The sequence below is a fragment of the Alcaligenes sp. HNGD-HTN06 genome (assembly GCF_049932565.1).
Classification (GTDB): Bacteria; Pseudomonadota; Gammaproteobacteria; order Burkholderiales; family Burkholderiaceae_B; genus Alcaligenes; species Alcaligenes ammonioxydans.
The window spans coordinates 944186-956742 of the sequence record NZ_CP187782.1; the positions used below are offsets into that span (position 1 = coordinate 944186).

Sequence of the window (12557 nt, forward strand, 5' to 3'; positions counted from 1 at the left end):
AATAGCGGTGCGGGCCCTTACCAATTACGAAAGCGCGCCGGGGGCTGATACAGGCCGCCCGAGGCGTCAACCAGATCCCGCATGCTGCGTGCGGCCAATAGATTGCGAGTGGCCTGACGTGGGTCTATGCCTAAATCCTGCGGTCGCCGGATGATGCCGCGGTCGCGCAGGTTTTCCACCATGCGCACATCGCGGCCCAGGCCTACGGGCGTATACCCGGCTACGCCGCGTATGGCCTGCTCGCGTTCTTCGTCGCTCCGGCACAGCAACAGGTTGGCAATGCCTTCTTCGGTCAGGATGTGGGTGACATCCTCGCCATACACCATGATGGGGGGCAGATCCATGCCGGTCTGCTCCTGCAGGGTCCAGGCATCCAGGGTGTCCACAAAGGCCGGCGTCATGTGTTCGCGGAACGTTTCCACAATCTGCACCACCAGCTTTTGGCCTCGCGGCGTACCGGCCGCCCCCTGGCGTCCTGCGCGGGCTTGTTGACCTGCTTTGAGCCAGGCGGGGCTGGCGTGGCGCCGGCCACGGGCATCGGCCCCCATATTCGGTGCGCCACCAAAACCGGCAATGCGGCCCAGCGTGGCGGTGGAGCTATTGCCCTGCAGATCGATCTGCAAGGTGGAGCCGATGAACAGATCGCAGGCATAGTGACCCGCTGCCTGACAAAAAGCACGATTGCTGCGCATGCTGCCATCGGGACCAGTGAAGAACACATCGGAGCGGGCGCGCAAGTAATTTTCCATGCCAAGCTCGGAACCAAAGGAATGCACGGATTGCACCCAGCCAGCCTCAATCGCGGGGATCAGGGCAGGATGCGGATTCAAGGCCCAGTGCTGGCAAATCTTGCCTTTCAGGCCCAGCGATTGACCGTAGGTGGGCAAGAGCAACTCGATGGCGGCGGTGTCAAAACCGATGCCGTGGTTCAGGCGCTGCACGCCGTATTCCGCGTAGATGCCCTTGATCGCCATCATGGCCATCAAGACCTGTATTTCGCTGATCTGCGCCGGGTCGCGGGTAAACAGCGGTTCGATAAAGTGGGGGCGCGGGGCCGGGATGACGAAGTTCACCCAATCTGCGGGGATGTCCACGCGAGGCAGGCGCGTGGTCTTGCTATTGACCAGCTCATTGACCTGAGCAATCACAATGCCGCCCGAAAAAGCGGTGGCTTCCACAATGGCGGGGGTGTCCTCGGTATTGGGACCGGTGTATAGATTGCCGTGCTCATCGGCGGTCTGAGCGGCGATGAGCGCCACATTCGGAGTCAAATCGACAAAGTAACGCGCAAACAACTCCAGATAAGTATGAATAGCACCGATGTTCAGTCGCCCTGCCGATGCCAGCCGGGCCAGGCGTGCACCTTGCGGGCCCGAAAAGCTGAAGTCCAGGCGGCTGGCGATGCCTTTTTCAAACACATCCAGATGCTGGGGCAAGGCCAGCACGGATTGCACCATGTGCAGGTCATGAATCTGTGTGGGATCGACCCCCACCAACGCGTCAGCCAGAAAATCGGCTTGTTTCTGGTTGTTGCCTTCCAGACATACACGATCGCCTGCCTGCAAGACGGCTTCCAGCAATAAGCTGGCTTTATCTGTGCTGCACAGTTTGCCTTGCAGCGAGTCTGCCAGTGCTCGGCTGGCGCGTTGCAGTCGTTGCTGGCGCGCTTGATTCTTAAGATTCCAGTTGCTGTCCGTCATTAGGTTTCCCTGTCATACCTCTGTCGATGTGTTTCTTTAAAGCCTGTTGCCTGAAGTGTCACGAACGCAGCTCAGGCAGCGCGATGGAGCGGGTGCCCAGGTGATGGGCGATGCGAGTGGCTGCTTCCAGCAGCAGGTCATCCTGCCCGGGCCGGGCGGCCAGTTGCAGGCCCAAGGGAAGCCCCTGGCGGCCAAAGCCAATGGGCATGTTCAGACATGGAATGCCCAACGCTGTCCAGGCCCGACACAGCACCGGATCGCCCGTCGTCTCACGTGTAGGGGCTTCGCCCAAGGCCGAGGCGCTCAGGATCAAATCTGCATCGCCGAAGATCAGCTCGGGCTGGCGCTTGAGCTGATTGACCAGGCCTTGGGCCTGAATCAGTTCAGCCGGCCGAGTCTGCGCACACCGGTCCAGATAGGCCTGCAAAGCGGGTGACAGCAGCTCAAGATGGTGCTGGCGCTCATGGCCTAAATGAATCAGCACTTCAGCGCCCATGATGGCCTGTTGTGCATGAGTCAGCTCACCAAACAGGCTGTCCTTACCGTTACGTTGGATCTCAAACTGGCCGTCGTTGGCGCTCAGATGGGCTATCACCGCCTTGAGTCGGTCCCGCAGATCGTCTGATAGTTCCTCCCACCACGGGGTCTGTAAAAAACTCAGACGCAAGGGGGCTTGCAACAGGCTGGATGTGATTTCCGGGCTGGTGCGCAGCACATTGAACACGCGCTGTATATCTTCCAGGCGCTGGCCCAGGATTCCCACGGTGTCCAACGAGGGACTGATCGTTTTCAGGCCGTTGCTGGGCAGGACCCCAAAGCTGGGCTTGAAGCCGTAGATACCGCAAAAGGCGGCAGGGCGCACGACAGAGCCGGCGGTTTGGGTACCCAAGGCCACAGGCACCACATTGGCCGCTACGGCGGCGGCCGAGCCTGATGATGAGCCGCCGGGCGTGTGATCCGGATTCCAGGGGTTGCGGGTCTTGGGGGGATGGAACAGAGCGAATTCCGTGGTCACGGTTTTCCCAAAGGGCACCGCAGCGGCCGCGCGAAGAGCTTGCACGATGGGCGCGTCCTCACTGGGCCGGTTGTCCCGGTAAATGGGTGACCCGTAAGTGGCCGGCGCATCGGCCGTATTGATCAGGTCCTTGATGCCGATGAGCAGCCCCTTCAAAGGGCCGCTACGGTTTTCCTGCTCCCGGGCCAGGCGCCGTACCTGCTCCTTGTCCAGATGGGCAAAAGCCTGGATCAGATCCTCGGTTTGTTCGTAGCGGGCAAGAGCAGCTTCCGCCGCCTGCTGGCTGGATGTCGTGTTTCGGGTGGCGAACTCATTCACAGACATGGCATGACCTCAGATCGTGAAAGGAGCAATAAGAATAGCAATCGTCAACACGACGGTGCCAATCAGAAAAGCCACGACGGTAAAGCCCATGACCTGCCGCACATTCAAGCGTGCGATGGCCAGCACGGGCAAGAGCCAGAAGGGTTGGATCATATTGGCAACGGCTTCGCCAAACGCCACGGCCATGGACATCAGGCCCAGATAGGCAGGGCTGTCCTGACCGATGGCCAGAGCTGACTGCACGGCGATGGGGCCTTGCACTCCCCAGTGTCCGCCACCGGAAGGGACAAACAGCGAGATGATGATGGAGGCGATAAAGGTCAGGAAGGGCAGGGTGTATTCATTGGCCCCGGTGACCAGCGCGGAGGACAGGATTTCTTCCAGGGCGCGGCCGCCTTCCATGGGGATATAGGCCAGCAAGCCCATAATGCCGCCATACAGCGGGTATTGCAGAATCAGCGGGCCAGCCGTTTTGGCGGACTCGACAAAGGACTTGATAAAGCGGATAGGCGTCCAGTGCAGCAGGGCACCCGTAACGGTAAACAGCATGATCATGGAGGAGATGTTCAACGCAAAACCGCTGCGCACGAAGTAGTACATACCCGCGGCAAAGAACAGCACATTCAGAATCCACAGGTTTTCCAGCTTTTCAGCCGGAGTGCTAGCCTTGGTTTTGGGCAGGTCTTTCTCAATATCGGCAAAGACGGCCGGGTCGGGCGGCAAGGCATGGTCGGGTTCCATGCGCCAGATCGTCAGAAATAGCAGGATGATCAGGGCCAGCACCGGAATCCAGCTGTAGGGCTGAAAGATGGTCAGGCTGAAAGGCACCGTCATGTTGGTCAACTGGTGGATAACATTGATCGGGCTGTTGGGGTCGGTATTGGCCAGCGCAATCGAGCTGGAGAGCCCTTGAGTCCAGAGTAAATAGCCCATATAGCCCGAGGCAATCAGATAGCCAAAGTGCACGTGAGGCAGACGGCGGGCGACCTGACGCGCGACCAGAGCGCCGGCAACCAGGCCCAGGCCCCAGTTCAGCAGGCAAAAGAGGGAACCTACGGCAAAGCACAGCAGCGCACCTTCAACCTGATTGCGGGCACGAGAGGCCAGCCAGATAATGGCGCGTTTTAAGGGCGGCGCTTCGGCAAGCGTATAGCCGGTCACCAAAATCAACACCATTTGCAGGGCAAAGGTGAAAATGCTTTTCGGCCCCCATACTCCACGGTACCAGGCATCCACCATTCCTCCAGGGGTGGCGCCGTCTACAAACAGGGCGATTAAACCGACAACCAGCAAACTCAGAATGACGGCGAACAGATACGGGTCAGGCATCCATTTTTCTACGTAACGCACGCAGATGTTGGTAAAGCGTGTCAGCAAGTTCGGCCTGGGCTTGGCCGTGAGGGTAGCAGTGGTGTTCATGATGAACTTATCCTTGTTTTTGTCTCCCCGACCTGGCTAGTGGGTCGGCTAAGGGGTAGGGTTGCGTGATGCACCGTTTCGCCAGCACGTGCAGCTGGGTCGGGACGGTTGCCTGCATCTCGCTTTCCTCTTTTGGGTGTGCCCTTGGTGGGCTTATCGTTGTGCTGACAAGATAGCGACAGGCTTGGGCGTGGATCAATAAAGTAAATGTCGCTTTATTTACGCAGGGTGAAACGATGCCGCGTTAACCCTAGGGGAAAACAGGGTTAGCGCAGAGCCAAGCAGTTGCTTTAGATATAAAGCGGCTCGGATTTGTGCAGAGAGGATATTTAGCGAAAACGAACGGATCAGACGATCAGATGTCCAGGCCCGCAAGGGGCTGGATGAGTGGATGACCAGGGAGCGCAGGGGCTCAGAGCTTTAAAGGGTCGTAGTCAGCGGGGGGCGAAAAGGGGCGGCTAGGCTGGAAAGCCCGGCGCGAAGGAAAGAAAGCGGTACCCGCTTCTTTCCTTAAAATTTGTCAGCGACTGAATCCAGTGCATCGCGCAACAGACCGGCGATCTCTTTCTGACGCGGTGCGGGCATGCGTTCGGTAATGGCGGTCACGCTCATGGCCAAAATGGGCCGGCCTTTGTGATCGCAGAGCGCACAACCTACTCCCAGAGCGCCGCGAACGGCGTAATTGCCGACCACCGAGTAGCCGCGAATCCGGGTGTTGGTGACCAGTTGGCGCATCTCCCGTTGGGTCATGCCCCCATACTGATCCAGTTGATTGGCGTTGCGTTCGATGATCTGCTCGATTGCCTCGTCTCCCAGTGTGGCCAGATAGGCCATGCCGCCTGAGCCCACTCCCAGAGGCTGACGTTTGCCCACATAAGTCGCCAGTATCTGCACCGGATAGGGGCCGATTTCACGCCACAAGCTGACCGAATCGTCGCCATCGCGTCCCACCAGAAAAACAGCATCCCCCGTCAGCTGCGCCAGCTCCTGCATGATGGGTTGCATGATGGTGACCCTGGGGTCCATGCCAAACAAGCCCTGGTCCTGACGTGTGGCGCTGTAGCGGCGGCTGTGACTGCTGTTTTGCACCAGCCCGTGATCGATCAGGGCGGCCAATAGGCGGTAGATCGTGGGACGCTGCAATTGGGTGGCACGCGATAGATCGGTGACGCTCAGTCCTTTGCCTTGATGGTTCTGCAAAGTCTTGAGCACCAGCAGGCCGCGTTGCAAGGTGCGCGGCCCGGCCTGATCCTGCGGTTCTACGGTCTCTGGAGTATTCATGCTTGAAAACGGCCGATGTTTACCAAAACGTAACCTGCTAAGAATATACGCCAGCTCGGAAAGTGTCCACTGTGTGATCGTTCAATAAAGCAAATGCCCGCTGCGTGCAGCGGGCAGGCGGGAGCGACGGCAGCCGTGGCGCAATCAGCGCTGCTCGGGACCGGCGGATTCCTCTTTGCGTTGCTCGGGGATGGGGTGCCCCGCTGCTCTGGCGGTCTTGATCATGGCGGTACACAGGCCCCGCAACATATCCACCTCGTCCAGGCTCAGTTGCGCGCGTCCAAACAAATGCTGCATGCGGGGGACCAGTTTTTTGGGATGCTTGGGGTCCAGGAATTTGACGCTTTCAATGGCCTGTTCCCAATGCTGCATCAGGGCTTGCACTTTGGCCTGGGTAGCCAGCGCTTTGCCAGGGTCCACCTTGCCCTCGGTGTGGGGCAAGAGGGGGGCGCCGCTTTCGGCCAGCAAGGCGTAACGCAACTCCCAGGCAGCCAGTTGCAGTGCCTGGGCAACATTCAGTGAGCTGTACTGGGGGTTGGCCGGAATGTGGCAGACGTACTGGCACTGGCTGATATGATCGTTGGTCAGTCCGACACGCTCAGTGCCCAGCACGATGGCCACCGTACCGGCGTGTTGACGCAGGTGTTCGCGGCTCAGTTCGGCGGTCTGGCGAATATCGGCAGCCGGGGGGCCCAGATAGCGGGGGCGGGCGGTCAGGGCAAACGCCAGGGTGACCGGTTCCAGCGCATGAGCCAGGGTGGGAACGATACTTGCTTGTTCCAAAACGTCCAGGGCGCCGCTGGCCAGCGAGATGGCCTGAGGGTTTTGTACAACGTCCGGGTCCAGCGGATCGACCAGACATAAGTCGCCAAAGCCCATGGTTTTGATCGCACGGGCCGCTGCGCCCACGTTTCCAGGGTGGCTGGGTTGCACCATAATGAAGCGAACCCGGTGAAAATTATCATCAAATGCCGATGCTTGCGTCTGAGTCATTTAAAATAGCTACTTTGAAGCTACGCTTCCTGTGTCTGCCCATGCGATTTTGCCCTGCGACAGGGCACGCCAGGCAGGCTCAATTATTGTTAAAAAAACGGAATTTCCATGCACCCGATGCTCAATACCGCCATCAAGGCGGCTCGCCGTGCCGGCACCATTATCTCTCGCGCCAGTCTGGACCTCCAGCACCTGTCGGTTGCGCGTAAAGGCCCTAAAGATTATGTCACGGAAGTGGATCGCGCAGCAGAGGAAGCCATCATTGAAGTGTTGAGCGAAGCCTATCCCGATCACGGTTTTATCGGTGAGGAAACGGGCGAGCGCCCACCGCTGGAGCCTGCAGGTGAAGGCACTCCCGAGTACCAGTGGATTATTGATCCGCTCGATGGCACCACCAACTTTATCCACGGTTTTCCGTGCTACGCGATATCGATTGCGCTGATGCACCGTGGCCAGGCTGCCCACGCCGTTATTTACGATACCAACCGCAACGAATTGTTTACAGCCAGCCGGGGGGGCGGTGCCTTCCTGAATGATCGTCGTATCCGTGTCTCGGGCCAGACCCGTTATCACGATGCCCTGATCGGTGCGCACGTTCCCGATTCGGGCGCGGGTGTAAAACCCACGTCTCCGTTCGCCGACATGCTGGCCGATTGCGCCGCCGTGCGTCGCATGGGGGCAACGGTTCTGGATCTGGCCTATGTGGCGGCAGGTCGTCTGGATGGTTTTTGTGCCGTCAACCTCAAATCCTGGGACCTGGCTGCGGGCACCTTGCTGGTTACCGAAGCCGGGGGCCTGGTGGGCGACTTTGAGGGCGAACAAACCTGGAAAGAAACAGGAAATGTGATTGCCGCCAGTCCGAAGATCTTTATTCAGATGCTGTCGCACCTGCAAGATTAAGAACCTAGACCCCGGCATCGCCGGGGTGTTCTTTTAATCACAGCGCCAAGGAGCTGAGATGGAGTGGTTGATGGACCCGACCGTCTGGGTTGGGTTGCTCACACTGGTAATTCTGGAAATTGTTCTGGGCATCGATAATCTGGTGTTCATTGCAATTCTGGTGGACAAGCTGCCGCCGGCACAGCGTGACCGGGCGCGTGTGCTGGGTCTGTCATTGGCCTTGCTGATGCGTCTTGGCCTGCTGACCGTGATGTCTCACCTGGTGCAACTGACAGACCCTCTGGTCTCTGTCATGGGTCTGGCTTTTTCAGGTCGAGACCTGATCATGATCGTGGGCGGATTCTTTCTCTTGCTCAAAGGTACGCTGGAACTGCACGAGCGTATCGAAAACCGCAGCGCGCATGCCTCCGGCTCGCGCATGTATGCCAGTTTCTGGGTCATTGTGGCGCAGATCGTGGTGCTCGATGCCGTGTTCTCCCTGGATGCGGTCATTACCGCGGTGGGCATGGTCGAGCATTTGCCCATCATGATGGCTGCTGTGGTCATCGCCATTGGCATCATGCTGGTGGCCTCCAAGCCGCTGACCGCCTATATCAATAGCCGTCCGACGGTGGTGATCCTGTGCCTGGGCTTTTTGCTCATGATTGGTTTTTCGCTGCTGGTCGAAGGTTTTGGCGTACATGTACCCAAGGGTTACCTGTATGCAGCCATTTCCTTTTCCATCCTGATCGAAATGTTCAACCAGTTGGCGCGTCGCAAGCTGCGTCTGTTGCAAGCGGGGCGTCCGATGCGCGAGCGCACGGCCGAGGCGGTGCTGCGCATGCTGGGTAAGCGTCCGGACTCGGGCGATGCGGCGATCGGTCCCGATCTGCCGGGTGTGGCAGCGCAGACCGTGTTCGGTCAGGAAGAGCGCAATATGGTCAGTGGCGTGCTCACCTTGTCCGAGCGAACCGTCCATTCGGTCATGACGCCACGCAATGCCATTACCTGGGTCAACATTCAGGACGATGTCCAGGTCCTTCGCGAGAAAATGACACAGGAGCCTCACAGCATGGTGCCTGTGTGCCGTGGTTCGCTCGATGAGGTGATTGGCATCGGTCGAAGCAAAGAGTTACTGGCAGATTTGCTGATTCATGGTCATATCCGTCTGGACCAGTTGCGTCAGCCGGTGTTTGTGTATGAATCCATCGGAATTTTGGATCTGATGGAAACCATCAAGCAAAGCCGTGGCCAACTGGTTATGGTGACCGACGAGTTTGGGACGATTGAAGGGCTGGTGACGCCGCTGGATATTTTCGAGGCGATTGCGGGCGACTTTCCCAGCGAAGATGAAAGTCCCGATATTGTTCAGGAGTCCCAGGATCATTGGTTGCTGGATGGCTCGACGGACTTGCATCATCTGGAGCAGATGCTGGGTGTAGACGGCCTGGTCGATGAGCAGGAAGAGTATGCGACCCTGGCGGGCTACCTTCTGACACGTTTCGGACAATTGCCCAAGGTGGGTGATGTCTGTGAGCTTGAGCAACGCGATGCCGTGTATCGCTTCAAGGTTCAAGAGCTGGAAGGGCGTCGCATTTCCCAAGTCAGCCTGGAGCGTCTGCCCTACGATGAAGAACAAATTGATCCGTTCTTGAACACTTAATTTTTATTGGCGTTGATTGACACAACATGACCGAGCAAACTCTCTATTTGTTGAAAGCCCTGTTTCTGGGGATTGTTGAAGGCATAACGGAATTCATTCCTGTCTCCAGTACCGCGCATTTGTTGATTCTGGGGTCCTGGATTGATTTTTCCTCGGGCGATGCCAAGGTGTTCGAGGTCGTGATTCAGTTCGGTTCGATCCTGGCGGTTATCTGGATTTTTCGCGCCCGCCTGATTCAGCTGATTATGGGGACCTTGCGCGGTGATCGCACGGAGCTGATGTTCACGCGCAATCTGCTGATCGCCTTTTTACCTGCCGCTGTTATTGGTGCCTTGACGATTCAGTACGTGAAAGCCTTGTTCCATCACCAGATTGTGTTTGTGTTCACGCTGGTATTGGGGGGGTTATTGATGCTGTGGGTCGAGCGCAAGCCGCAGTACGCAAAAAATACCTCTGAGCTGGATCAGGGTGAAACCGCCACCTCGCAAAAGGCCACGGCCTTTGCCCTGGAGGAGATCACCTGGAAGCAGGCTTTGGTGGTGGGTTTCGCTCAGTGTATTGCCATGGTGCCCGGTACTTCGCGTTCGGGGGCGACGATTATTGGTGGCATGCTGGCCGGTATTCAGCGCAAGACGGCCACGGAGTTTTCTTTCTTCCTGGCGATGCCAACCATGTTGGCTGCCACGGTTTATGACTTGTACCGCAACGGCGCGTCTTTAAGTTCGGACCAGAGCACCGCAATTATCGTGGGCTTTGTGGCTGCCTTCTTTAGCGCACTGTTTCTAGTGAAAGCCGTGCTGCGTTTTGTGTCCAGCCGTACTTATCGTCCTTTTGCCTGGTATCGGATTGCGTTGGGCGGGGTATTGTTTGTGTGGCTGATGACGTAGACCTTTGCCGCCTAAGATGTTTTGAAATCCCCGTTTGGCTTGTTGGCCAGCGGGGATTTTTCTTTTCAGGGAGGCTCGGTCAATGTCGTCTTTGCACACACCTACTTTACCTACCTACTTATCTATCTATTTATCGGTCTGTCTGTCTGTCCGCTTATCTAGCGATGTACCAACTTGATAGGCACGTTTTTGGTGACTATTGTGTTCAAGGGTTTGTTAGCAAATAGCGGGTTTGTCGCCCGTTGTTTGGTCTGGCATGACTTGTCTTGGCTTCGATACGCTGCTGCTTATTGAAGGGAGCTTGGTCTCAGCAAGGCGCCTCTCGGTTCGTCTGCCCCGGTATCCGGGCTGACTACTTGCCGGTGCTGTGCACCGGTACCCTTGTCGGTGTTCGGATACAGGCGCGCCCTTAACTTGCGGGGTGTCTTGTCCACCGGACAAGACACAAGCGTCCCGCTCAAACAGAAGGGCGATTGCACCCCGTATCCGAACACCGCCTGCGGCAAGCAGTCTGAACCGCCCCGGATACCGGGGCAGACGAACCGAGAGGCTCACAGTGAGGAGGGGACAAGCAGCCTTGCTGCTCATGGTGCTAAGAGTCGATGTTCGGACACGAGACCAGCTTTCGATGGTTCTCTTCAGTAGCCGCGAGTGAAAGTATCTTGCTGGCAAAAATCACGGTCTCTTTTGCGTTTTTGAGGGGGTAGTTGGGCTCGACGGGCGAGTCAGGGCTCTGGCCGCAGGCTCTTGCCGTATCCAGGATGCAAGCCCTTTGCTGTTTGAGCGGGGTGCTTGTGGTTCGTCCGGGGGACGAAGGACCCCGCGAGTTCACAGGGCGCCTGGATACGGCAAGAGACCAGGGCGCCCGTGCGCAGCACGGGCCGGAGACCCGCCAAGACGAGCCCAACTGCCCGCTCAAAAATGCTCATGCAGCCACCTTGATTCCTGCCACCAGCACCGTGTGAAAAAAAACAGGTTTTATCGTAAGAAGGTATAAAAAGACGGGGAGCTTAAACCTGGCTGGCTGTAGGTGAAGTCACTCTTACTAAGGTCCCAGTGTCTGGCACTGATCCTCTTTACCCCATTGGTGCAAGCAAAGCTGTGTGCCCTCAATACTGATATAGCCGCCACGGCGTCCTCCTTGCGAGGAGTCCGCCTCCCAATCCGGTAGTACCCATCGGCGTACCGGCTCAAAGCCGGGAATGTCATGCACTGCAGGGCGATGTGTATGACCATGAATCAGGGCCTGCACAGGATGGGCCTGGCAGGCAGCAATAATCGCTGCAGGCTGCACATCCATAATCTCTTTGGACTTGTATTGCTTGCCGCGCTGGCTACCGGCGCGGGCCGAGTCGGCAATACGTTGGCGCAGGCTTAAAGGGCAGGCCAGATAGAGCTTTTGCAGCCAGGGTTTGCGTACCCAGTAGCGAAAGCGTTGGTAGTCTAAATCATCCAGACAATACTCATCGCCGTGTGACATCAGAATCAAACCGGCCGAGGTGTCCAGGATGACTTGATCCGGCAATAGCGTGGCGTGGACATGGCGGGCGTAGGTGTCACCCAGCAGAAAGTCGCGATTGCCGCGCATTAGATAAAGCGGATGCTGCTGCGCAAACGTGCGCAGCGCCTCACTGACTTGAGCAAGCCAGGGGGCAGGGCGGGAAATTTGATCGTCACCAATCCAGGCATTGAAAATATCACCGCCCAGAATCAAGACCTGTGCCTGATGCTGGGCGGAGTGCAGAAACTGCAGAAAATCCCGGAGGGTGTCTGGATTGTCCGGACCCAGATGCAGGTCCGCGGCAATCCAGATCTTGCCGGTCAGCGTGAGCTTATTCGACAATCGTGGCTTTTTCCAGAATGACGTCATCAACAGGCACGTCTTGGTGAAAGCCTTTGTTGCCGGTGCGCACGCCCTTGATCTGATCGACCACCTCTGTGCCTTCAATCACACGGCCAAACACGGCGTAGCCCCAGCCGTTGGCGGTGGGCGCGGTGAAGTTCAGGAAATCGTTGTCGGCCACGTTGATGAAGAACTGAGCGGTCGCCGAGTGTGGATCGGAAGTGCGAGCCATGGCCAGGGTGTATTTGTCGTTCTTCAAACCGTTGTCGGCTTCGTTCTTGACGGGCGCATTGGTCGCTTTTTGCTTCATGTCGGCCTCAAAGCCGCCGCCTTGGATCATGAAGTTGTTGATCACACGGTGAAACACGGTGCCATCGTAAAAACCGCTGGTAACGTAGTCCACAAAGTTGGCCACGGTATTGGGGGCTTTTTCTGCGTTCAGCTCGACCAGGATGGTGCCGTAATTCGTCTGCAGTTGGACGCGTGGAGAGGTGCTCATAGAAGTGCCTTCAGAAGAAGTGGAAGAATCTGCTGCCATAGCCGGACTGCTCAT

At 57.6% G+C, this 12557-nt stretch carries 10 protein-coding genes; 3 read left to right on the forward strand and 7 right to left on the reverse strand.

Features of this window, described 5'->3' with window-relative positions; translation table 11 throughout:
* Positions 1 to 17: 17 nt before the first annotated feature.
* From mdcA to ACOZ42_RS04365, 5 genes are all read right to left on the reverse strand, one after another.
* Positions 18 to 1700 carry a malonate decarboxylase subunit alpha gene (gene mdcA / locus ACOZ42_RS04345; protein ID WP_426345585.1) on the reverse strand — a complete coding sequence of 561 codons (1683 nt, stop codon included), beginning with the start codon at positions 1698 to 1700 and terminating at the stop codon, positions 18 to 20.
* Positions 1701 to 1758: 58 nt separating this feature from the next.
* Complete coding sequence (locus ACOZ42_RS04350) at positions 1759 to 3039, reverse strand: amidase (protein ID WP_131071378.1); 1281 nt, start codon at positions 3037 to 3039, stop codon at positions 1759 to 1761.
* 9 nt (positions 3040 to 3048) lie between these two features.
* Entirely contained in the window at positions 3049 to 4458 is a 1410-nt protein-coding gene (locus tag ACOZ42_RS04355; RefSeq protein ID WP_003802659.1) for a short-chain fatty acid transporter, read from the reverse strand.
* 510 nt (positions 4459 to 4968) lie between these two features.
* Positions 4969 to 5739, reverse strand: coding sequence for an IclR family transcriptional regulator (locus tag ACOZ42_RS04360; RefSeq protein WP_003802658.1), 771 nt, complete (start codon positions 5737 to 5739; stop codon positions 4969 to 4971).
* A gap of 144 nt (positions 5740 to 5883) precedes the next feature.
* Positions 5884 to 6732 (reverse strand): RNA methyltransferase, encoded by an 849-nt coding sequence (locus tag ACOZ42_RS04365; protein ID WP_003802655.1) that lies wholly within the window; start codon positions 6730 to 6732, stop codon positions 5884 to 5886.
* 108 nt (positions 6733 to 6840) lie between these two features.
* Here ACOZ42_RS04365 and ACOZ42_RS04370 point away from each other — a divergent pair, with 108 nt between their 5' ends.
* From ACOZ42_RS04370 to ACOZ42_RS04380, 3 genes are read left to right on the forward strand one after another with little or no spacing between them, the layout of a single operon-like run.
* Positions 6841 to 7632 carry an inositol monophosphatase family protein gene (locus ACOZ42_RS04370; RefSeq protein ID WP_003802652.1) on the forward strand — a complete coding sequence of 264 codons (792 nt, stop codon included), beginning with the start codon at positions 6841 to 6843 and terminating at the stop codon, positions 7630 to 7632.
* Between the two features lie 58 nt (positions 7633 to 7690).
* The gene (locus ACOZ42_RS04375) at positions 7691 to 9274 is read left to right on the forward strand and encodes a TerC family protein (RefSeq protein WP_003802650.1); all 1584 of its coding nucleotides are present in this window, start codon (positions 7691 to 7693) and stop codon (positions 9272 to 9274) included.
* A gap of 26 nt (positions 9275 to 9300) precedes the next feature.
* The gene (locus tag ACOZ42_RS04380; protein WP_003802649.1) at positions 9301 to 10161 is read left to right on the forward strand and encodes an undecaprenyl-diphosphate phosphatase; all 861 of its coding nucleotides are present in this window, start codon (positions 9301 to 9303) and stop codon (positions 10159 to 10161) included.
* 1045 nt (positions 10162 to 11206) lie between these two features.
* On the opposite strand, the gene ACOZ42_RS04385 is transcribed toward ACOZ42_RS04380, so the two are convergent.
* Together ACOZ42_RS04385 and ACOZ42_RS04390 are read right to left on the reverse strand one after the other, a co-directional pair.
* On the reverse strand, positions 11207 to 12004 hold the full coding sequence (locus ACOZ42_RS04385) for a UDP-2,3-diacylglucosamine diphosphatase (protein ID WP_426345586.1): 798 nt from the start codon (positions 12002 to 12004) through the stop codon (positions 11207 to 11209).
* Entirely contained in the window at positions 11994 to 12503 is a 510-nt protein-coding gene (locus ACOZ42_RS04390; protein ID WP_039943527.1) for a peptidylprolyl isomerase, read from the reverse strand. The genes ACOZ42_RS04385 and ACOZ42_RS04390 overlap by 11 nt, the downstream gene beginning before the upstream one ends.
* Positions 12504 to 12557 lie beyond the last annotated feature (54 nt).